A 20,305-nucleotide genomic window follows, 5' to 3' on the forward strand; every position below is an offset into this window, starting at 1 on the left:
ACCGAGCAGTGCTATTCCTGACATTGCGCCTTTCACGGGGCGCCGCCCTCGTTGTCACGCTGGGTATTCTGGCCGCTTGCGCCCTACCCCGCGTGGGACCGAACAAATCCGAAATTTTTGCGGGCTCTGTCCTGCGTGAAGGTGACGCGTTCATCCTGACCGTAGACGACCGCGTCAACGCCATCGCCGCCGTGGCCCCCGCGCTGGGGTTCACCGCCGGGTTCCTGAATGCTGGGGAACTGGGGTCCGATACGATTCGCGCTGGCGACACGCTGGGCCTGACGATCTTTGAAAACGTCGATGACGGCCTGCTGGTGCCGCAAGGCCAGAACGCCAGCGTGCTGGAAGAAGTGCAGGTTGACGGTCAGGGCTACATCTTTGTCCCCTACGCTGGCCGCATTCTGGCCGCTGGCAATACGCCAGAAGCGATCCGCCGCATCATCACGGGCAAGCTGGCCGATCAAACCCCCGACCCCCAAGTGCAGGTTCGCCGCTTGGCCGGTGACGGTGCAACCGTGTCCGTATCTGGCGCGGTGAACGGTCAAGGCGTCTATCCGATTGAACGCCCCACCCGGTCGCTGATCCCCATGCTGGCGGCCGCTGGCGGCGTTGCGATTGAACCTGACATCGCCCGCGTCACTGTGGCCCGCGGCGATCAAAAAGCCGAAGTGTTCTATAACGATCTGTTCAACAATCCGCGCAACGATGTCGCCCTGCGCGATGGCGATGCGATCATCGTCAAATCCGACAGCCGCACCTTTACCGTGCTTGGCGCGACAGGCTCGCAGGACCGCGTGACATTCGAAAGCCAGAAAATCACGGCCATCGAAGCGCTGGCGCAAGTGGGCGGTCTGTCCTCGACCCAAGCTGATCCCACAGGTGTCTTCGTGTTCCGCAACGAGCCGGAAGAGATCACAGAGCAGCTGGTCGGCCAAGACGTGACTGGCGTGCAACGCGTCGTCTATGTGCTGGACCTGACCCGGCCCAACGGCATGTTCATGGCCCGCGACTTTGCGATTCGCGACGGCGATACCGTCTATGTGACCGAAGCGCCGTTTGTGCAGTTCAACAAAGCCATCGCTGCCGCGACAGGTTCGCTGAGCGCCGTTGAATCCGTATCGTCGACAACCGGGCTCTGATCCGCGTGCGTCATGACCTGACATCAGCCGCCGCAGGTGAAAACCTGCGGCGGCTTTTCGTTTATAACGGCGGCTTTCTGACCCAGACCCGCGTGCGGCGTATTCTGGCGCTGGCGGGCTGGGACATATCGCTTGGCCTGCCAAGTGACGGCGATACCGTCGGCGTCTGGGGCCATTCCCCCACCGCCCCGCGCGGCGAAGCTGTCGCCGCCAAACACGCCGCCCCTATTGTGCGGGTCGAAGATGCCTTTCTACGCTCTGTCCTGCCCGGCCGGGATGGAGAGCCGCCCATGGGCCTCGTGATCGACAGCCGGGGCATGCATTACGATCCCGCCCAGCCCAGTGATCTGGAATGTATCCTGCGCGACGATCCCCTTGGCGATACCGCCCTGCTGGACCGCGCCCGCGCCGCGATGGATGACATCGCCCGCGCCCATCTGTCGAAATACAACGCCTTTGATCCCGCCCTGCCCGCCCCGGAACCCGGCTATGTGCTGGTGATCGACCAGACACGGGGCGACGCGGCCGTCGCCGCCAGCAAGGCCGATTCCAACACCTTTCGCGAAATGCTGTTCTACGCGCAGACCGACCATCCGAACGCGCGCATCATCATTAAGACCCACCCCGAAACCACAGCCGGCCACCGCCAAGGCTATTTCACCGACCAATACGCCGACCCGCGCATCACGCTCTGCGATGATCCGATCTCGCCTCACGCGCTGCTGGCGGGGGCCGTTGCGGTCTATACCGTGTCGTCGCAACTGGGGTTCGAGGCGATCTTGGCGGGCCATAAACCCGTCGTCTTTGGCCAGCCGTTCTACATGGGCTGGGGCCTGACCGATGACCGTATGCCGCTCGACCGCCGGCAACGCCGCCTAACGCGGGCGCAGCTATTTGCAGGGGCAATGATCCTGTATCCGACATGGTACGACCCCTACCGCGACACGCTGTGCGAGCTTGAGGATGTGATCACTGCCCTCGGTGCCCAAGCCCGCGCGTGGCGCGACGACCATACCGGCTGGACGGGACACAAGCTGAGCCTTTGGAAACGCAGCCCCCTGCAAAAAGTCTTTGGCCAGCAACTACCGATGCGCTTTACCAAGGATGACACCGCAGCGGTGGACAGCCGCCGTCATATGATCTGGGCGTCAAAAGCGCCGCAAGACACCGATATGGTCCGGATCGAGGATGGCTTTTTGCGCTCTCGCGGACTTGGTGCCGACCTGATCCCGCCGCTGTCGCTGGTGCTGGACCCGGTCGGGATTTACTATGACCCAACCCAGCCGTCGCAGCTGGAAACCTTGATCGCCGCCGCCTGCGATCTGCCCGCCGGGGCCCGCGCCCGCGCGGACCGGCTGATTGCAAAGCTGATCAAGGCAGGGCTGTCGAAATACAACCTTGGCACTACCGACCCACTGCGCGGCCTACCTGCGGGGCGGCGGATTTTGGTGCCGGGGCAAGTGGCGGACGATGCCTCGATCCGGTTGGGCACATCCGATGTGACCACGAACGCAGACCTGCTGCGCGCCGCCCGCGCGGCCAATCCGGCGGCAGTCGTCCTTTATAAACCGCACCCCGATGTGGAAAAAGGCCTGCGCAATGGCGCTGTGCCGGACGCCGCCGACTATGCCGACGCCGTGCTGTCCGGCATGGATGCGATCACCGCGATTGGGCTGGTGGACGAGGTGTGGACCATGACCAGCACCCTGGGGTTCGAGGCGCTTTTGCGCGGCAAACGCGTCACCTGCCTTGGCACGCCGTTCTATGCGGGCTGGGGCCTGACCGATGATCGCGCCATGCCGATCCCGCGCCGTGCCGCCAACCCGGACCTGACGGCCCTCGTTCATGCCGTGCTGATCGATTATCCGCGCTACTTTGACCCCGTCACGGGCCTGCCCTGCCCGGTCGAAGTCGTCGTGGACCGCCTGATCGCAGGCGATCTGCCTAGCCCCAGCCGCGCCAATCGCGCGCTGGCGAAATTGCAGGGTGCCTTTGCCAGCCAAGCGTGGCTTTGGCGGCGCTAAGCGGGCCGCCAGTATTGCAGCACATCGCCGCCAATCGCTGACACATCCGTCAGGGTGAAACGCGGCGCGTCTTGCAGTTCTTGCACGCCCAGCCCCGACAGCGACGGCAGCCCGTCCGCGCCAATCGCGACCCCGGCCTGCATCACGACCAATTCGTCCACCAGCCGCGCCTGCAACAGGCTTGCCGCCAGATGACCGCCGCCTTCGCACAGCACGCGGGTGATGCCGCGATCCGCCAGCGCGCGTAGCACCGACAGCGTGTCGATCCGGTGATGCGTGACCGTGCATTCTAACGTCTGCACGCCAGCCTTGATCCAGTCGCGGGTGTCGGCATCCGGGCCGTGGCACAGCCAGACCGGCTGCGCGCGGGCGGTTTGGGCCAGCCGTCCGTTGATCGGCAAATGCAAATCCCGAGAGATCACGACGCGCACCGGTTGGCGCACCTCGCCCAGATCGCGCACGTCCAGCATCGGATCATCCGACCGCGCCGTGCCCGCGCCAACCAGCACCGCATCATGGCGCGCGCGCAGCGCATGCACCGCCCGCCGCGCTTGCGGCCCCGTGATCCAGCGGCTTTCACCGCTCGCTGTCGCGATGCGCCCGTCCAGACTGTTAGCGAGTTTCAGCGTCACGAATGGCCGCCCCTGCGTGACGCGCTGTAAAAAGCCTGCGTGATCGCGGGCAGCCTGTTCCTGCATCAACCCCAGTTCAACCGTGATCCCCGCCTCGCGCAAACGTACCAGCCCCTGCCCCGCCACACGCGGATCAGGATCGCCAATCGCCACGACAACCCGCGCCACGCCAGCCGCAATCAATGCATCGGCGCAGGGGGGTGTTTTGCCAGTATGGGCGCAGGGTTCCAGCGTGACATAGACGGTTCCGCCGCGTGCGGCGTCACCGGCCTGTTCCAGTGCCACGCGTTCCGCATGCGGCCGACCACCCCGCTGGGTGGCCCCGCGCCCGACGATCACGCCATCCTTGACGATGACGCAGCCCACCGCGGGGTTCGGCCAGACCTGCCCCATCCCACGCCGCCCCAAGGCCAGCGCCAGCGCCATAAAGCGGGCGTCAGCGGCGGCGGTCATGCGTCTGGTTTTGTATTCGGGCGCAGATCGTTCATGAACTTCTCGAAGTCGTCAGCCGCTTGGAAGTTCTTGTAAACGCTGGCAAACCGCACATAGGCGACGGTATCGATCCGCGCGAGGCTTTCCATCACGATCTCTCCGATCGTGCCAGATGGGATGTCAGTTTCGCCCATGCTTTCAAGGCGCCGCACGATGCCGCTGATCATCTGGTCCATCCGTTCCGGCTCTACGGGACGTTTTTGCAAGGCGATCCGGATCGAGCGTTCCAGCTTGTCGCGGTCGAAATCCTCGCGCTTGCCAGTGGACTTGATTACCACCAGATCGCGCAGCTGCACGCGCTCATAGGTTGTAAAACGTCCACCACACGCCGGGCAAAACCGCCTGCGCCGGATCGCGACATGATCCTCTGCCGGACGGGAATCCTTTACTTGAGTATCGACGTTTCCGCAAAAGGGGCACCGCATAGCCAGTCCTCGTATTCTGTCCGCCTCTTGGGGTATGCCCCAAGTTATCCACAGCGACTATAGGGGCAGCCCTAGGCTTTGGGTAGGGGCCAGAATCACCCCCCGCATATGGAGGCCGCGTGTGAGTCTTTTGTGCACGTCACCCTAGTTGCGCCACAACCTGACGTCGGTGCGGCGCATCGCGGTGTTCGAACAAATAAATGCCCTGCCACGTGCCCAGCACCATGCGCCCATCAGCCACAGGAATGCTCAGCGATACAGGCATCATCGCCGCCTTGATATGGGCAGGCATGTCGTCCGGCCCCTCGTAGGTATGGGTCAGATAGGCCATCGCGGGGTCCGTGGTCGGCGGCACGAGTTTTGCGAAAAAGGCGCGCAGATCGGTCTGCACCTCTGGGTCGGCGTTTTCCTGTATCAGCAAACTGGCAGAGGTGTGGCGCACGAAAAGCGTCAGCAGACCCGTCCCCTGCACCCACCCCGCCACGTCGCGGGTGAATTCGTAAAGCCCCTGACCTTGCGTCGATATCGTGAAAACATGCTGCATCATTTGAACCTGTGCCCGCGCCGCGCGTTGAGCCGGCAACACATAGCATAAGGAGCACGGCATGGCCGGCAAGACACTCTTCATCACGGGCGCATCCAGCGGCATCGGCGAAGCCACCGCGCGCAAGGCCGTCGCGGCAGGATGGAACGTCGGGCTGTTCGCCCGGTCCAAGGGCAAATTGACCGATCTGGTGGCCGACCTTGGTGACAACGCCATGGCGTTGCCCGGCGACGCAACCAGCTATGACGACCAAGCCAAGGCGTTGAAAGCGCTATCTGATCGCTATGGCGACGTGCATGCCGCCTTTGCCAACGCCGGGCGCGGCACATCCAGCGGCGGGGCCGAGGGCGGCAATATCGAAGACTGGCAGGGCATGGTGGATCTGAACATCATGGGCCTGCTGAAAACGGTCAAAGCGGCCCTACCCCATCTGAAAAAGACGCGGGGGCATATGGTTCTGACCGGATCAGCGGCGGGCCGCGCGCATATCAAAGGCTCTGTTTACGGCGCGACGAAATGGTTCGTTCACGGCTACGCTGGCAATCTGGCGGAAGAAATGCGCGAATGGGGCGGTCGCTGTACCGTCGTCGCGCCGGGCATGGTTAACACCGCCTTCTTTGACGAACCCAAGCCCGACAAGCTGCAACCGGCCGATGTGGCGGATGCGGTGATGCTGGCGCTGAACGCATCGCAGGTGAACGACGTGCGCGAAGTCTTTTTGATGCCGCGCGGCTAAGTCTGGGCATTCCGATTTTTCGCCGAAAAATCGGCCTTTGACGCGGGCGGCGTTCATCATTTGGTGATCACCGCCCGCTTTTGCTTTGGCTGCCGCAATTTCTGCCTAAGCTGCCCGCATCCCATCGCCACATCAAAGGATGCGACATGACCCGACTGACCGCCAAGGACTTTGACCCCAAACTGCTAGAACTTTACGACTTCTACGCCCACGGCATGATCACCAAGCGCCAGTTTCTGGATGGCGCAGCCAAGTTCGCCGTTGGCGGCATGACCGCCGCGGGCATCCTTGGCCTGATGGCCCCGAACTATGCGCTGGCCGAACAGGTGTCGTTCAATGACGAAAGCATCGTCCCGGAATACATCACCTACCCATCCCCTAACGGGCATGGCGATGTGCGCGGCTATCTGGTGCGCCCCGCGAACGCGGAAGGCCCCCTGCCCGCTGTTGTCGTCGTGCACGAAAATCGCGGTTTGAATCCCTATATCGAAGACGTCGCCCGCCGTCTGGCCAAGGCGGGCTTTATCGCGCTTGCGCCCGACGGGCTTAGCTCTGTCGGCGGCTATCCCGGCAATGACACCGAAGGCCGCGATCTGCAGCAGACCGTCGATCCAACCAAATTGATGAACGACTTCTTTGCCGCTGTTGAATTCATGATGACGCACGAGGATTCTACCGGGGCCGTCGGCATCACCGGCTTTTGCTATGGCGGCGGTGTCGCCAACGCTGCGGCTGTCGCCTACCCAGAGCTGAAAGCCGCCGTGCCCTACTATGGCCGCCAGCCTGACGCGGCGGATGTGCCCGCGATCCAAGCGCCCCTGCTGATCCACTACGGCGGTCTGGACGAGCGGGTGAACGAGGGCTGGCCCGCGTATCAGGCCGCTTTGGACGCCAACGATAAGAATTACGAGGCTTTCATCTACGAGGGGGCCAACCACGGTTTCCACAACGACAGCACACCGCGTTATGACGAAGAAGCGGCAGAGCTGTCTTGGCAGCGCACCGTGGATCACTTCCGCAAATATCTGGTGTAAAAGCAAAAAGGCGGGGGTTTTGCCCCCGCCTTTTCAAAAATCTAGTCCGTGCCGTTTAGTTTCCGAACAGGCGCATCCCTTGTTCGTCGATCATCTGCTTGGCCTTGCGCAGGGACGCGGCGCTCGCCTCGTCTTGGCTTTGCAGCGTATCGGCGCGGATCATCTCGTGCGTCTTCGCCGTGCCCTCATCTGTCGCGGTAATCTTCGCCGCGATGCGCCAAACCTGACCGTCTTTGATCGGCTGGGGCGTGATGTGAAACCCGTTATAGTCTTCGCCGGCGGGCGCTGCTGGTGCAGCAGACCCGCCGAAAAGTTTTGACAGCCAACCCATCGTTACTGATCCAGGAACGACCGCAGCTTGCGGCTGCGCGACGGATGCTTGAGCTTGCGCAGCGCCTTCGCTTCGATCTGACGGATCCGTTCGCGCGTCACGCTGAACTGCTGACCGACTTCTTCCAGCGTGTGGTCAGTGTTCATGCCGATACCAAAACGCATGCGCAGCACGCGTTCCTCACGCGGGGTCAGGGACGCCAGCACGCGGGTCGTGGTTTCCTTCAGGTTTTCCTGAATGGCGGAATCCAGCGGCAGGATCGCGTTCTTGTCTTCGATGAAGTCGCCAAGCTGGCTGTCTTCCTCGTCGCCAATCGGCGTTTCCAAGGAAATCGGCTCTTTGGCGATTTTCATCACCTTGCGCACTTTTTCCAGCGGCATCTGCAGCTTTTCGGCCAGCTCTTCCGGTGTCGGTTCCCGGCCGATTTCGTGCAGCATCTGGCGGCCCGTGCGGACCAGCTTGTTGATCGTCTCGATCATGTGGACCGGAATCCGGATCGTGCGCGCCTGATCCGCGATGGACCGGGTGATCGCCTGACGAATCCACCACGTTGCATAGGTGCTGAACTTATAGCCGCGACGGTATTCGAACTTATCCACGGCCTTCATCAGGCCGATGTTGCCTTCCTGAATAAGATCAAGAAATTGCAGGCCGCGGTTCGTGTACTTTTTCGCGATGGAAATCACGAGGCGCAGGTTCGCCTCGACCATTTCCTTCTTGGCCTGACGGGCTTCTTTTTCGCCCTTTTGGACTTGGCTCACGATGCGGCGGAATTCGGTGATGTCGACGCCGACGTATTGGCCGACTTGGGCCATATCGCCGCGCAGCTCTTCGATCTTGTCGGTGGACCGTTCAATCAGCGCCTGCCAGCCGCGACCAGCCTTTTCGCCGATCTCTTCCAGCCAGTTCGGGTCAAGCTCGCGGCCGCGATATGCGTCGATGAATTCGCGGCGGTTGATCCGGGCTTGGTCGGCCAGTTTCACCATCGCAGAGTCGATCTGCATAATGCGGCGGTTGATGCCGTACAGCTGGTCGATCAGCGCTTCGATACGGTTGTTGTGCAGGTGAAGCGAGTTCACGCGTTCCACGATTTCCGACCGCAGCGACTGGTACAGCGCCTCTTCGTTGGTGGAAAAGCTGCTGTCTTCGTTCAGGGTCGCGGACATCCGCGCGTCCTGCATTTCGGACAGTTTGCCAAAATCGCTGGCGATGATTTCCAGCGTTTCCAGCACGCGCGGCTTCAGCGCGGCTTCCATCGCGGCCAGCGACATGTTGGCCTGCTCGTCGTCATCCTCGTCGTCGTCTTTGGCAATCGGGTTGCCGTCGGCGTCAAGGTCAGAGCCGCTATCGCTATCTTTCGACGGCGCATCGGCACCCGGGGTGACGACGGGCACTTCGCTGTCGTCGTCGCCCAGCTGGTTGCCGAATGTGGTTTCAAGGTCGATGACGTCGCGCAGCAAAATGTCTTCGGTCAGAAGTTCGTCGCGCCAGATCGTGATCGCCTGAAAGGTCAGCGGGCTTTCGCAAAGCCCAAGGATCATCGTGTTGCGGCCAGCTTCGATGCGCTTGGCGATGGCGATCTCGCCCTCGCGCGATAGCAATTCGACGCTGCCCATTTCGCGCAGGTACATACGGACGGGATCGTCCGTCCGGTCCAGCTTTTCAGCTTCAGCGCCGCCAAGGGTGACGTCGCGGCCACCTTGGATCGTGGCGATGTCAGTCGGGCCAGCGGGCTCTTCGCTTTCCTCGGACTCTTCTTCTTCGGTGACCTGAATGCCCATTTCGGACAGCATCGACATGACGTCTTCGATCTGGTCAGAGCTGACTTGCTCGGGCGGCAGGACGGCGTTCAACTGGTCATAAGTGATATAGCCACGCTCGCGCGCGTCTTGAATCATCTTTTTGACCGCAGCCTGGCTCATATCAAGGCTGATGTCGCTGTCGGCATCGTCCTTGCGGTCGTCGTTATCTTTGGCGGCCATGTGGCGGGCTCCTCGTGTCGCGGGCGACGATGCGTCAGGGCGAATCATCTGGTCCGGTGATTCGGTTAGATCGAATCAACGCTCTGTGCGTCCGATTCGCAACCGCAATTGGGCTGATTTCCCAGCCCTGTTGCACCATATCCAAAGCAGTATCCACCCCGGCGGACCGCTAATGATACTACTTAGGGTCGCCGCCGGGTTTTGCAATCGTCAGGCTTTCCCAAAGCGCGCGGGAAATTTTCAGCTGTTCGCTGTCCAATGTGGCCCCGTTTTCGGCGACGACCATCTCGGCGCTGCTGCCGCTGGCGATGACGTCAGAGTTATCAAGCGCCTCTTTCGCCTGCCGGATACGCCATGTCAGGCTCTCGTCTGCGGCGTCGATGGCATAGCGCGCTTCTTCTTCTTCGCGGGGCATGGCGCGGCTGGCGGCGAGTTTGGCAAAGCTTTCCGTCAGGCAGCTTGCCGCAAACGTTGTGTCACCCGGCTTGCACAGGCCCGATGTGATCTGCACCATCCGGTTGCCGACAAGGCTGGCGACGACGTCATGGCCCAGCTCTTGTTCCAGCGCTGCGCGCAGATCGGCCCCGTCGGGGGCACGCAGAATCGCATTGCGCATCTGCACATGGTTCGGATCGCTGCAATCCATCAGCTCTAGCGCGGCGATGAACTTGGGCAGCACCGCAGGCGTCGCGATCAGCGTGGCCAGAACGACAGCTTCGCGCATATGGCTTTGATCGCCGATCCCCGCCCCAAGGGCAGAGCTGCGGTTGCTGGCCACAGGGGCGCGGTCACGCTCCCACGGTTGTTGCTTGGGGTTCCACGCGGCCGATTTGCGCGGCGTGAACGCCTTGCCGCCCTGCTGGGGTTTGCGCGTGCGGAACAGGTCCCAGCGCATTTCCTTAATCGCCTCGCCGTAATGGCTGCGGATGGACGGATCGACGATCTGCTTAATCTTTTCGCGCAGGGTTTTATCCAGCGCCGCTTTGCGTTCGGGGCTGTCGAAAACCTTGCCTTCGGTCTCTCGCTGCCACAGCAGCTGCACCATGGGGATCGCAGCGTCGATGATGTCCTGCATCGCCTGCTTGCCCTGCTGTTTCAGCACATCATCCGGGTCCATCCCGGCGGGCATCATGGCAAAGCGCAAGGATTGCCCCGCGACCAGCAGCGGCAGCGCCAGATCAATCGTGCGCATCGCGGCGCGCAGGCCAGCGGTATCGCCGTCCAGCGCGATGATGGGTTCGGGCGCAATGCGCCACAGCATGTGCAGGTGATGTTCCGTGACAGCGGTGCCAAGGGGGGCGACAGCGGCCTCGAACCCGGCCTCTGCCAGCGCGATGACGTCCATGTACCCTTCGGACACGATCAGCGGCTGCCCCTTGCCCGCAGCGGTGCGGGCCTTTTGCACGTTGTACAGCGTGCGGGATTTGTCGAAAAGTTCGGTTTCCGGAGAGTTGTAGTATTTCGCCTTGGCATTGGGGTCCATCGCCCGCCCGCCAAAGGCAATCGCCCGCCCCCGCGCGTCGCGGATCGGGAACATGATGCGGCCGCGAAAGCGGTCATAAGGCGCGCCGCCCCGGTCGCTTTTGGCGGCAAGGCCAGCGGCGATGATCTGATCGACCGGCACGCCCTTGGCCGTCAGCGCCGCCAACACGCCGCCATTGTCAGGGGCAAAACCGATATCCCACCGCGCCAGCGCGTCCTTGTTCAGGCCGCGCCGTTCCAGATAGGCGCGCGCATCGGTCGCGTTCGAGGTGTTCAGGTTCAGGCGGAAATGCTGCACCGCCTGTTCCATCACGTCAGCCAGTTCGCTGCGCGTGTCGGCCTTTTCCTGCGCGCGCGGGTCGCGTTCGGGCATCGGCAGGCCGGCTTCGTCCGCAAGGATTTTAACGGCTTCCATGAAGTCGACGTTTTCGGTTTCGCGCACGAAAGAAATGGCGTCGCCTTTGGCGTGACAGCCGAAGCAGTAGTAGAATCCCTTGCGGTCATCGACGTGAAAGCTGGCGGATTTTTCCTGATGGAACGGGCACGGTGCCCACATGTCGCCTTTGCCCTGATTGGACTTTTTGTTGTCCCACATGACTTTGCGCCCGACGACCTGTGTCAGCGACAGGCGGGTGCGCAATTCGTCAAGGAAACCGGGGGGCAAGGACATGGCGCATTTATCGCGCTAGGGGGCGGCAGAGTCGAGGGGGTGCGCGATCACTTTGACAGGTGAGAGGGGGCCCTGCCCCCGCCGCTGGCGCGGCCCCCCGAGGTATTTCTAACCAGAAGAAGGAGGAACCGCACTGTGTTCAAGCGCGGGGTAACGCAGGCCAAGGGTGATGCCGCGAAAGACAAAAGAGGCCAGCAAGCCAAGCCAGAGGCCGTGATTGCCAAAGGCCGTCATCAGCGGGATGACGCTCGCGAAGTAGAGGATGGCGGAGATCACCATCATATTGCGCATGTCGGTCGTGCGGGTCGCGCCGATAAAGATGCCATCTAGCATCCATGCGGCGACCCCGATCAGCGGGGCCGCGACCATATAAGGCAGGTAGTAGCGTGCGGCGATTTGCACGTCTGGGGCGGTGGTCATGGTGTCGATGACGATGCCGCCTGCCAGCGCAAAGGCCAGCGCCATCGCGGCGCAGATGCCCGCGGCCCAGCCAGAGGTGAGCACCGACGCGCGGCGCAGGGCCTGCCTATTGCGGCGGCCAAGGGCTTGCCCCACGAGCGATTCGGCGGCGATGGCAAAGCCGTCGAGAGCATAGGCGGTGACGTGCAGGAATTGCAGCAGGATTTGGTTGGCGGCGAGCTGGACGTCCCCGAAGTCCGCACCCCAGAACAGGAAGCTGACAAAGATCGCTTGCAGCAGCACGGACCGGATCATGATGTCGCCGTTGACAATGCTCATGCGGATTAGCTTGGCGCGGTCAAACACGCGCGGCCAGTCGCGCCATGCGGGCACACGGAACGCGGCGCGGCACAGCCACAGGCCCAGCGCAAAGCCGCCCCATTCGGCGATGAAGGTCGCCCATGCGACGCCCGGCACGCCCCAGTCCAGATGCAGCACGAACAGCAGATCGAGGGCGATGTTGGCCCCGTTCATGAGCACCTGAATCGCGAGCACCGCGCCGGTGCGTTCCTGCGCAATCAGCCAGCCGGTGATTCCATAAAGCGCGATGGCAGCCGGGGCAGACCAGACGCGGATGCCCATGTATTGCCGCGCAAGGCTTTCAACCTCGGCGCTGGCGGGGGAAATCGCGAAGGCCCCGGCGAAAAGCAGCGCTTGCGCGGCGATGATGACGGTGCCTGCGGCGAGGCCGATCATTAAGGCGCGCGACAGCAGGGCTGCGACCTCTGGCGTGTCATCCGCGCCGACGGCCTGCGCGGTCAGGCCCGATGTGCCCATGCGCAAAAAGCCGAAGATCCAGTAGATGGCCGTCAGAATGATCGCGCCGATGCCGACTGCGCCAATCGGGGCCGCCTGCCCCAACTGGCCGACAACGCCCGTATCGACGACGCCAAGGATCGGAACGGTGGCGTTTGAGATCACCACCGGCAAGGCGATTTGCAGCACACGCCGGTGGGTCAGGGTCACGTTATTCGCCTTTTTCGCCGCGCAATGGCATCAGGAAATGCCCCGTTGCCTGCGCAAATAGGCGCGAGCGGTTGTCCTGCCATGCCTCGACATGGACGGACGCATAGCGCCGCCCGCTGCGGTTGACCCGCGCGCGCGCATAGGCATCGCGCGGCAAGCCAGAGCGCAGGTAGTCCACGTTAAAGTCGATGGTTTTGGGCAGGCGGCGGGGGACGGGTTCGGCGCCGGCCTCCATGTCTTCCCAGATCCCCGTCCATGACAGTTCTATGATGGCCGCGACCTCTAGGAAGGCTGCGGTGACGCCGCCGTGCAAGGCGGGGATCATCGGGTTGCCGATCAGCTTGTCCGCGTAGGGCAGCACGGCTGTCAGCTCGTCCCCGTGGCGTTCGAATTGGATACCAAGGAACTGGATATAGGGCACGCCCTGCACCAGACTTTGCAGCATCGCATCGCGGCGCTGTTTGACGACTTGCACCGGTTCGGGCCGGGCGCGTTTGGGGGGGACGCTCATTTGCCGGACCTTTCCACTGTAAAGGCGCCTGTGGCGCAGGCCACCGGGCGGTCCGTGTCGTCATCCAGCGCCACAGCGCGCACAAAGGCGACTGATCGCGTGACGTGGTAACAGGTGGCGCGGGCGGTGATTTTCTGGCCCGGCGTTGCGGGACGCATATAGTCGATGCGCAGATCGATCGTCGCCGTGCCCATGCCTGCCGCCGGATGCAGCATGACCGCCGCGCCGCAGCAGGTATCCATCAAGGCCGACACAGCGCCGCCATGGATCACTCCGGTTTCGGGATCGCCCACCAAACGCGCATCATAAGGCATGGTGATCACGGCCTCGCCGTCGCCGACATCCGTCAGGGACATCGACAGGGCGCCCGCATGGGGGATCATCGCGATAAACTGCGCTGCAATTTTTTTGCGGGGATCCTTAATTGTCTGATCGGGGGGCGGCGCGGGTGCGTCGGGCATAATACTCGCCTCTTTAAGTTTGCGACAACTTGGCACTTGCGTGGCAGCGCGCAACCCTTATGTTCTGTTTTGAGAATAATTCGCAACTGGATAGTTAGCATGAGCGCGACAACGACCAACGCCCCATCCGCACCGCGGTTTGGTATGTTCCGCCCGCGCCGGGCGGCGGTGGCGCTGATCTTGCTGGCGCTTGCGCTGGCCCCGGCCCCGCTGGGACCGCTGACACGCGGACTGATGACCGATGCCTTTACGCAGGTTGCGGGCTTTGTCGCGGCCACGTTGATCCTGTTTTACGGGGCCGAGCGTCTGTTTCGCTTTAACATCGGCCGGTCCTTGCAGAACGCAAAGGGCTGGCAAGTGCCGCTGGCGGCGCTGCTGGGATCAACGCCGGGTTGCGGCGGCGCGGTGGTCGTGGTGGCGGCCTATAGCTCTGGTCACGTCGGCTTTGGCGCTGTGGTGGCGACGCTGACAGCCACGATGGGTGACGCTGCGTTCCTTCTGATCGCGACCCGGCCTGACGCGGCGCTGGTGGTGCTGCCGCTGTCCTTTGTGGTCGGAATCATCTCTGGCTGGGTGGTGGACGCCCTGCCCGGCCCGGCACGTCAGCCGCGCAACGTCGGGTCTGGCGCGCTGGCCCCGCTGATTGGCCGCACCCGCGCAAAGGACGTGATGTTTGCCGCCTTTGCCCTGCCCGGCCTGATCATTGGCGTTACACAGCTGAGCGGCGCTGACGTGGGCGCAATCTTTGGCCCGATCATGCCGATTGTTGGCCTTGGCGGCACGGCAGCGGGCCTGTTCATCTGGTCCACCTCAAAGCTACACGCCATGACCAATGACGCTGACAGCCCCATCACCCGCATGGCAGAGGAAACATCCTTTATCGCGGTGTGGGTCATCGGGGCCTATCTGGCCTATGATTATATCGTGGCCTTCAGCGGCTTTGACCTAGAGGCGATGTTCAACTCTGTCGCGCCGCTTTTGCCATTGATGGGCGTGCTGGTCGGCCTGATCCCCGGCTGCGGGCCGCAGGTGCTGGTGACAACGATGTATGTCGGCGGGTTGATCCCATTCGCGTCGCTGATGGGCAATGCGATCTCCAATGACGGCGACGCGCTGTTCCCGGCGATTGCGCTAGACCCCGGCGCTGCGGTGCGCGCGACGGTCTATTCGACGATCCCCGCGGTTATCGTCGCCTATGGTTTCTATTTCTTTGCGCCCGGTTTCATGAACTGACTGTTTGCCCCTGCGCCGCCGCGGCGCTAGGTTATCGGCAAGAGGAGACGCGCAATGCCCACGAGCCGCTTGTCATTCAAAGAAATGTGCGCCCGTTACGACGTGACGCCGCGCACACTGCGATACTATGAATACATCGAGCTTTTGTCGCCCGACCGCGAAGGGCGCGCCCGATTCTATAACGGCCGCGATCAGGCGCGGATGACGCTGATCATGCGCGGCCGCCGCTTTGGCTTTGCACTGGAAGACATACGCCAGTGGCTGCTGATCTACGAAAAAGAAGGCACGGCTGCCCAAATGCAAGCTTGGGTCGAACTGGCAGACCGCCAGATGAAAGAACTCGCCGAACAGCGCCGCCAGCTGGATGAGACGATGGGCGAATTGCAGCGCCTACGCGACGAGACCGCAGCCTCGCTTGGCTAAGCCGCGCTTATAAAATTGCGCGTGACCCTGGGTAAACTTATCTGACCTTTCGTCACGCAATTTCTGACGCCACGTCATGTTTACGTTAACGTCAACATTCATTGTAGAAGTATGCTTAAGCGTTGATCTGACGGTTTGACCCGCCAGAGCGAGAGAGTTTTTGACATGCCGACCGAGACCCTGAATATCCGCGAAATGTGTGACGCATTTGACGTCACGCCGCGCACCTTGCGCTTTTACGAGGCGAAGGAACTGCTGTTCCCGCAACGCGAAGGCCAACGCCGCCTGTTCACACGGTCCGACCGGGCCCGGCTGAAACTGATCCTGCGCGGCAAGCGCTTTGGCTTCAGCCTTGAAGAAATTCGTCAACTTTTGGACCTATACCAAATGGATGACGGCCAACTGACGCAGCTCAGCCAATCTTACGCCTTGGCTGAAAAGCATCTGGCCGAAATGGAAGCGCAAAAAGCCGAGCTGGATGAAGCCATCGCAGAGCTGAAGACCCAAATGGAATGGGGCGCAGCCAAGTTAAAAGAGATTTCCGGCCAAAAGCACAACGCAGCTTAAGCCGCACACCGCCTTAAGGGAGAGAGACCTATGCCTAGCTATACCGCACCGCTCAAGGATTATCAGTTCGTCCTGCACGATCTGCTGAAAGTGTCCGAACAGGACGTCCCCGGTTACGCTGATCTGGACCGCGACTTTACGGGCGCCGTTCTGGAAGAAGCCGGCAAGATCTCCTCTGATGTATTGTCGCCGCTGAACGTGGTGGGCGACACCGAAGGCTGCGTGCTGGAAAACGGCGTCGTGCGTACGCCAACCGGCTTTAAAGCAGCCTTTGATCAAGTCCGCGAAGGCGGCTGGACCGGCATGGACGTGCCGGAACAGTACGGCGGCCAAGGCCTGCCCTACATCATGCACACCGCCGCGCAGGAACCGATGGTCAGCGCGAACATGGCCTTCAACATGTATCAGGGCCTGACCCACGGCGCGCTGTCCGCAATCCTTGCCCATGGCAGCGACGCGCAAAAGGACATGTACGCCCCCAAGCTGGCGTCCTGCGAATGGACCGGCACCATGAACCTGACGGAACCGCATTGCGGCACCGATCTGGGCCTGATGCGCACCAAAGCCGTCCCGCAGGATGATGGCAGCTTTAAAGTTTCCGGCCAGAAGATCTTTATCTCTGCTGGCGATCACGACATGGCTGAAAACATCATCCACCTTGTGCTGGCGAAGATCCCCGGCGGCCCCGATGGCATCAAGGGCGTATCCCTGTTCATCGTGCCTAAGATCATCGTGAACGAAGACGGCTCCTTGGGTGATCGCAACGGCGTCAGCGTCGGCAAGATCGAAGAGAAAATGGGCATCCACGGCAACTCGACCTGCGTCATGAACTATGACGAAGCGACGGGTTACCTGATCGGTGAAGAGCATAAGGGCATGCGCGCCATGTTCGTCATGATGAACGAAGCGCGTCTGGGCGTTGGCCTGCAAGGCTATGCCCAGTCCGAAGTCGCCTATCAGAACGCCGTGGCCTACGCCAAGGACCGCCTGCAAGGCCGCGCCGTGACCGGCGTGCAAAACCCCGACGGCCCCGCCGATCCGCTGATCGTGCACCCCGACATCCGCCGCAACCTAATGGACCAGAAGTCCTTTAACGAAGGCGCGCGCGCGTTCACCTTCTGGGGTGCCTCCTTGCTCGACCGTGCGCACCAGAATAGCGACAAGGATGCAGAGGGCCTTGTGTCCCTGATGACCCCGGTCATCAAAGGTTTCCTGACCGACAAGGGCTTTGAATACGCCGTCGCCGCGCAGCAAGTTTACGGCGGCCACGGCTATATCGAAGAATGGGGCATGTCCCAATTCGCGCGCGATGCCCGCATCGCCATGATCTACGAAGGCGCAAACGGCGTGCAAGCGCTGGACCTCGTGGGCCGCAAGCTCGCCATCGACGGCGGCAAGCACCTGATGGGCTTCTTTGAGATGGTGAAATCCTTCATCAAGGAAAACGAAGGCAATGAGGCGTTGAAAAAAGACTTCCTCGACCCGCTCAAAGCGGCCAGAAAAGACATGCAAGCCGCCGCGATGTACTTCATGGGTTCGATGAAAAACCCGAACAACGCATTGTCGGGGTCGTATGACTTCATGCACCTGATGGGTCACGTCTGCCTTGGGTACATGTGGGCCCGCATGGGCAAGGCCGCGATGGAAGCACTGGACGGCGGCGCAAGCGACACCGACTTCTTGAACACCAAAATCGCGACCGGCCGCTACTACATGGCGCGCCAACTGCCCAGCACCGCGCTGCACTTGGCACGGATCAATACCGGTGCCGATACGGTCATGGCACTGGAGGCTGCAAACTTTTGAGGCTAGCGGCGGGGGCAACCCCGCCCTACCCTGCCGCCAAAGGAGAACCGCCCCATGCCCAAACGCCTACGCCTCACCCGCCGCTTTCCCGTCGCCATGACCGAGGACGGCTACCGCCGCCTGAAGAAATTCGCACGAGAGGCCGGTCTGGACGAAGGCGAAGCGCTGTCGTTCTTGTTCGAAAACTTCGACAGTATTCTGAACGAGGATACGTTTGGGCATAGACTGCGGATTTTCAATTCGGAGCTGGAGGCGCGTAAGAAATAGCGGAGGCGAGGTTTGAAAGCGCCGACCCTCCGGGGGGAGTATTTCGGGCAAGATGATACGGCGACCACCTTGCCCGGATGCGTTTACCCGTTCTCAGAGCGGCATCACCTTGCGCGGTCATCGGCTCTCCAGCCTGTACCGTAAAGTGATAAAAACAGAACAACGTTAACATAGGGTTGCGATGGTTCGGTATCATCTTGCCCTAAGTACTCAAATCGCAACCGCCCCACCGGGCGCTGCACATCACGGGAGGCACCACATGACGATTAAGCTGCATTGCTTTGGCGAAAGCGGGAACGCCTATAAGGCTGCGCTGACCATGACCCTTGCGGACGTTGAGTGGGAGCCGGTGTTTGTCGACTTCTTCAACGGTGCTAGCCGAACCCCTGAGTTTCGCAAGTTGAATATCATGGGCGAAGTTCCTGTGATGGTGGACGGCGATTTGGTGATCAGCCAGTCGGCGGTTATTCAGGATTACATAACGTCCAAGACATCCAAGCTGGGCGGCAAAAGTGCCGATCAGCGCCGCGAGGTTTTGCGCTGGATGTTCTTTGACAACCACAAGGTCAGCGGCGTGGCCGGCACCCTACGGTTCAACATGAATTATCTGCCAGAGTCGAAGCGCAGCAAAGAGGTGAACGACTTTTTGTTGATGCGCCTGAAGTCCGCGCTGAAAATCATGGACGCGCATTTGGCGGGCCGTGAATGGCTCGCGACAGAAGAGCTGACCATCGCGGACATCGCCTGCTGCGGCTACCTTTTTTATACGGAACCCTTTGGATTTGACCGCAAAGAATTCCCCAATATCGACGCTTGGCTCGACCGCATCGCGGCGACGCCGGGCTGGAAACACCCATACGATCTGATGCAGCGCAGCCTTCCGGCAGCCTGAAGAAAGGACCTATCATGACCGAAGCCTATATCTACGACGCCGTGCGGACCCCTCGCGGTAAAGGCCGCGCTGACGGCAGCCTGCACGAAGTCACCTCTGCGCGCCTGTCCGCTGGGGTGTTGAATGCGCTGAAAGAGCGTAACAATCTGGAAGGTCACGCCGTCGAGGACGTGATCTGGGGCAATGTCACCCAAGTCGGCGAGCAAGGCGGTTGCCTTGCCCGGACCGCCGTTCTGGCGTCCGATCTGGATCAATCCATTCCCGGTCTTGCGATCAACCGTTTTTGCGCATCCGGCATGGAAGCTGTAAACCTTGCGGCCAACCAAATCCGCGGCGGGGCCGGCCGCGCCTATATCGCTGGCGGGGTCGAGATGATGGGCCGCGTTGCCATGGGCAGCGACGGCGCGGCGATTGCGGTTGATCCTTCAATCGCGATGGACACCTATTTCGTCCCGCAGGGCATCAGCGCCGATATCATCGCCACCGAATACGGCTTTAGCCGCGAAGATGCCGATACGCTGGCCGTTGAATCGCAAAGGCGCGCCAAGGCCGCTTGGGATGACAAGCGCTTTGCCAAGTCGATCATCACGGTGCGCGATCAGAACGGCCTTTCGATCCTTGATCACGACGAATACATGCGACCCGGCACGGACATGCAGTCGCTGGGTGGGCTCAAGCCTGCGTTCAAAGACATGGGCGAAACCATGCCCGGCTTTGATAAAGTCGCGCTGATGAAGTACCCGCACCTTGAGCGGATCAACCACATCCACCACGCGGGCAATTCGTCCGGCATCGTGGACGGCTCTGCCGGTATTCTGGTCGGGTCCAAGGAATGGGGCGAGGCGATGGGCCTGAAACCCCGCGCCGTGATCCGCGCCACGGCCAAGATCGGCACCGATCCTACGATCATGCTGACCGGTCCTGTGCCTGTGACGGAAAAGATCCTAGCTGACAGCGGTATGAGCATTTCCGACATCGATCTGTTCGAAGTGAACGAAGCCTTCGCCTCTGTCGTGCTGCGGTTCATGCAGCGGTTCAACGTCGATCCGTCCGTCGTGAACGTGAACGGCGGCTCCATCGCGATGGGTCACCCGCTGGGCGCGACCGGCGCAATGATCATCGGCACCCTGCTGGACGAGCTGGAGCGGACTGGCAAATCCACGGGTCTGGCCACGCTGTGCATCGCATCCGGTATGGGTGCGGCCACGATCATCGAGCGAGTCTGACGC

20 protein-coding genes are annotated in these 20,305 nt (G+C 61.8%); 11 read left to right on the forward strand and 9 right to left on the reverse strand.

Annotated features, from left to right (window positions below):
- The first annotated feature begins 8 nt into the window (after positions 1-8).
- Positions 9-1,139 (forward strand): polysaccharide biosynthesis/export family protein, encoded by a 1,131-nt coding sequence (locus KBW81_RS11120; RefSeq protein ID WP_245754209.1) that lies wholly within the window; start codon positions 9-11, stop codon positions 1,137-1,139.
- A 5-nt stretch (positions 1,140-1,144) separates the two neighbouring features.
- Positions 1,145-3,163: a capsular polysaccharide biosynthesis protein gene (locus tag KBW81_RS11125; RefSeq protein WP_254247216.1), complete on the forward strand. Its 2,019-nt coding sequence runs from the start codon at positions 1,145-1,147 to the stop codon at positions 3,161-3,163.
- Here the strand turns inward: KBW81_RS11125 and ribD are convergent.
- The 3 genes from ribD to KBW81_RS11140 all read right to left on the reverse strand — a co-directional run bounded on the left by ribD (position 3,160) and on the right by KBW81_RS11140 (position 5,256).
- Positions 3,160-4,248: a bifunctional diaminohydroxyphosphoribosylaminopyrimidine deaminase/5-amino-6-(5-phosphoribosylamino)uracil reductase RibD gene (ribD, locus tag KBW81_RS11130; RefSeq protein ID WP_254247217.1), complete on the reverse strand. Its 1,089-nt coding sequence runs from the start codon at positions 4,246-4,248 to the stop codon at positions 3,160-3,162. The two genes, KBW81_RS11125 and ribD, sit on opposite strands and share 4 nt — an antisense overlap.
- Positions 4,245-4,712, reverse strand: a complete 468-nt coding sequence (gene nrdR, locus KBW81_RS11135) for a transcriptional regulator NrdR (protein ID WP_090189208.1) — start codon at positions 4,710-4,712, stop codon at positions 4,245-4,247. The genes ribD and nrdR overlap by 4 nt, the downstream gene beginning before the upstream one ends.
- A gap of 139 nt (positions 4,713-4,851) precedes the next feature.
- Complete coding sequence (locus tag KBW81_RS11140) at positions 4,852-5,256, reverse strand: secondary thiamine-phosphate synthase enzyme YjbQ (RefSeq protein WP_254249052.1); 405 nt, start codon at positions 5,254-5,256, stop codon at positions 4,852-4,854.
- Between the two features lie 61 nt (positions 5,257-5,317).
- Here KBW81_RS11140 and KBW81_RS11145 point away from each other — a divergent pair, with 61 nt between their 5' ends.
- Positions 5,318-5,992: an SDR family oxidoreductase gene (locus tag KBW81_RS11145; protein ID WP_254247218.1), complete on the forward strand. Its 675-nt coding sequence runs from the start codon at positions 5,318-5,320 to the stop codon at positions 5,990-5,992.
- A 146-nt stretch (positions 5,993-6,138) separates the two neighbouring features.
- Positions 6,139-7,026 carry a YghX family hydrolase gene (gene yghX, locus KBW81_RS11150; protein WP_090189203.1) on the forward strand — a complete coding sequence of 296 codons (888 nt, stop codon included), beginning with the start codon at positions 6,139-6,141 and terminating at the stop codon, positions 7,024-7,026.
- Positions 7,027-7,081: 55 nt separating this feature from the next.
- Here the strand turns inward: yghX and KBW81_RS11155 are convergent, their stop codons facing one another.
- The 6 genes from KBW81_RS11155 to KBW81_RS11180 all read right to left on the reverse strand — a co-directional run bounded on the left by KBW81_RS11155 (position 7,082) and on the right by KBW81_RS11180 (position 13,888).
- The gene (locus tag KBW81_RS11155; protein ID WP_254247219.1) at positions 7,082-7,357 is read right to left on the reverse strand and encodes an HlyU family transcriptional regulator; all 276 of its coding nucleotides are present in this window, start codon (positions 7,355-7,357) and stop codon (positions 7,082-7,084) included.
- A gap of 2 nt (positions 7,358-7,359) precedes the next feature.
- Positions 7,360-9,339, reverse strand: a complete 1,980-nt coding sequence (gene rpoD / locus KBW81_RS11160; protein ID WP_090189199.1) for an RNA polymerase sigma factor RpoD — start codon at positions 9,337-9,339, stop codon at positions 7,360-7,362.
- Between the two features lie 178 nt (positions 9,340-9,517).
- Positions 9,518-11,491 (reverse strand): DNA primase, encoded by a 1,974-nt coding sequence (gene dnaG / locus KBW81_RS11165; RefSeq protein WP_090189197.1) that lies wholly within the window; start codon positions 11,489-11,491, stop codon positions 9,518-9,520.
- A gap of 108 nt (positions 11,492-11,599) precedes the next feature.
- Positions 11,600-12,916 carry an MATE family efflux transporter gene (locus KBW81_RS11170; protein WP_254247220.1) on the reverse strand — a complete coding sequence of 439 codons (1,317 nt, stop codon included), beginning with the start codon at positions 12,914-12,916 and terminating at the stop codon, positions 11,600-11,602.
- Between the two features lies 1 nt (position 12,917).
- The gene (locus tag KBW81_RS11175) at positions 12,918-13,427 is read right to left on the reverse strand and encodes a PaaI family thioesterase (protein WP_090189192.1); all 510 of its coding nucleotides are present in this window, start codon (positions 13,425-13,427) and stop codon (positions 12,918-12,920) included.
- Positions 13,424-13,888: a PaaI family thioesterase gene (locus KBW81_RS11180; protein ID WP_090189190.1), complete on the reverse strand. Its 465-nt coding sequence runs from the start codon at positions 13,886-13,888 to the stop codon at positions 13,424-13,426. The genes KBW81_RS11175 and KBW81_RS11180 overlap by 4 nt, the downstream gene beginning before the upstream one ends.
- A gap of 99 nt (positions 13,889-13,987) precedes the next feature.
- On the opposite strand from KBW81_RS11180, the gene KBW81_RS11185 reads away from it, so the two are divergent.
- From KBW81_RS11185 to KBW81_RS11215, 7 genes are all read left to right on the forward strand, one after another.
- Positions 13,988-15,121: a putative manganese transporter gene (locus tag KBW81_RS11185; RefSeq protein ID WP_254247221.1), complete on the forward strand. Its 1,134-nt coding sequence runs from the start codon at positions 13,988-13,990 to the stop codon at positions 15,119-15,121.
- Between the two features lie 54 nt (positions 15,122-15,175).
- Positions 15,176-15,544, forward strand: a complete 369-nt coding sequence (locus tag KBW81_RS11190) for a MerR family transcriptional regulator (RefSeq protein WP_090189187.1) — start codon at positions 15,176-15,178, stop codon at positions 15,542-15,544.
- 165 nt (positions 15,545-15,709) lie between these two features.
- Positions 15,710-16,111 carry a MerR family transcriptional regulator gene (locus KBW81_RS11195; protein ID WP_090189185.1) on the forward strand — a complete coding sequence of 134 codons (402 nt, stop codon included), beginning with the start codon at positions 15,710-15,712 and terminating at the stop codon, positions 16,109-16,111.
- A gap of 30 nt (positions 16,112-16,141) precedes the next feature.
- Positions 16,142-17,917, forward strand: coding sequence for an acyl-CoA dehydrogenase C-terminal domain-containing protein (locus KBW81_RS11200; RefSeq protein ID WP_254247222.1), 1,776 nt, complete (start codon positions 16,142-16,144; stop codon positions 17,915-17,917).
- A gap of 54 nt (positions 17,918-17,971) precedes the next feature.
- A complete protein-coding gene (locus KBW81_RS11205; protein WP_090189181.1) occupies positions 17,972-18,184 on the forward strand; it encodes a hypothetical protein in 213 nt (70 codons plus the stop codon).
- Between the two features lie 259 nt (positions 18,185-18,443).
- Positions 18,444-19,076 (forward strand): glutathione S-transferase family protein, encoded by a 633-nt coding sequence (locus KBW81_RS11210; protein WP_254247223.1) that lies wholly within the window; start codon positions 18,444-18,446, stop codon positions 19,074-19,076.
- 14 nt (positions 19,077-19,090) lie between these two features.
- A complete protein-coding gene (locus KBW81_RS11215; protein ID WP_254247224.1) occupies positions 19,091-20,302 on the forward strand; it encodes an acetyl-CoA C-acetyltransferase in 1,212 nt (403 codons plus the stop codon).
- Positions 20,303-20,305 lie beyond the last annotated feature (3 nt).

It is taken from the genome of Loktanella salsilacus (assembly GCF_024206795.1).
Lineage (GTDB): Bacteria > Pseudomonadota > Alphaproteobacteria > Rhodobacterales > Rhodobacteraceae > Loktanella > Loktanella salsilacus.

What these genes read in the sequence shown, in the direction of transcription:
- KBW81_RS11195 (WP_090189185.1), top strand. Translation starts at nt 15,710, where the DNA reads ATGCCGACCGAGACCCTGAATATCCGCGAAATGTGTGACGCATTTGAC.
- KBW81_RS11210 (WP_254247223.1), top strand. Translation starts at nt 18,444, where the DNA reads ATGACGATTAAGCTGCATTGCTTTGGCGAAAGCGGGAACGCCTATAAG.
- KBW81_RS11215 (WP_254247224.1), top strand. Translation starts at nt 19,091, where the DNA reads ATGACCGAAGCCTATATCTACGACGCCGTGCGGACCCCTCGCGGTAAA.
- KBW81_RS11145 (WP_254247218.1), top strand. Translation starts at nt 5,318, where the DNA reads ATGGCCGGCAAGACACTCTTCATCACGGGCGCATCCAGCGGCATCGGC.
- ribD (WP_254247217.1), bottom strand. Translation starts at nt 4,248, where the DNA reads ATGACCGCCGCCGCTGACGCCCGCTTTATGGCGCTGGCGCTGGCCTTG.
- KBW81_RS11155 (WP_254247219.1), bottom strand. Translation starts at nt 7,357, where the DNA reads ATGGGTTGGCTGTCAAAACTTTTCGGCGGGTCTGCTGCACCAGCAGCG.
- KBW81_RS11175 (WP_090189192.1), bottom strand. Translation starts at nt 13,427, where the DNA reads ATGAGCGTCCCCCCCAAACGCGCCCGGCCCGAACCGGTGCAAGTCGTC.
- dnaG (WP_090189197.1), bottom strand. Translation starts at nt 11,491, where the DNA reads ATGTCCTTGCCCCCCGGTTTCCTTGACGAATTGCGCACCCGCCTGTCG.
- nrdR (WP_090189208.1), bottom strand. Translation starts at nt 4,712, where the DNA reads ATGCGGTGCCCCTTTTGCGGAAACGTCGATACTCAAGTAAAGGATTCC.
- KBW81_RS11140 (WP_254249052.1), bottom strand. Translation starts at nt 5,256, where the DNA reads ATGCAGCATGTTTTCACGATATCGACGCAAGGTCAGGGGCTTTACGAA.
- KBW81_RS11200 (WP_254247222.1), top strand. Translation starts at nt 16,142, where the DNA reads ATGCCTAGCTATACCGCACCGCTCAAGGATTATCAGTTCGTCCTGCAC.
- KBW81_RS11205 (WP_090189181.1), top strand. Translation starts at nt 17,972, where the DNA reads ATGCCCAAACGCCTACGCCTCACCCGCCGCTTTCCCGTCGCCATGACC.
- KBW81_RS11180 (WP_090189190.1), bottom strand. Translation starts at nt 13,888, where the DNA reads ATGCCCGACGCACCCGCGCCGCCCCCCGATCAGACAATTAAGGATCCC.
- KBW81_RS11190 (WP_090189187.1), top strand. Translation starts at nt 15,176, where the DNA reads ATGCCCACGAGCCGCTTGTCATTCAAAGAAATGTGCGCCCGTTACGAC.
- rpoD (WP_090189199.1), bottom strand. Translation starts at nt 9,339, where the DNA reads ATGGCCGCCAAAGATAACGACGACCGCAAGGACGATGCCGACAGCGAC.
- KBW81_RS11185 (WP_254247221.1), top strand. Translation starts at nt 13,988, where the DNA reads ATGAGCGCGACAACGACCAACGCCCCATCCGCACCGCGGTTTGGTATG.
- yghX (WP_090189203.1), top strand. Translation starts at nt 6,139, where the DNA reads ATGACCCGACTGACCGCCAAGGACTTTGACCCCAAACTGCTAGAACTT.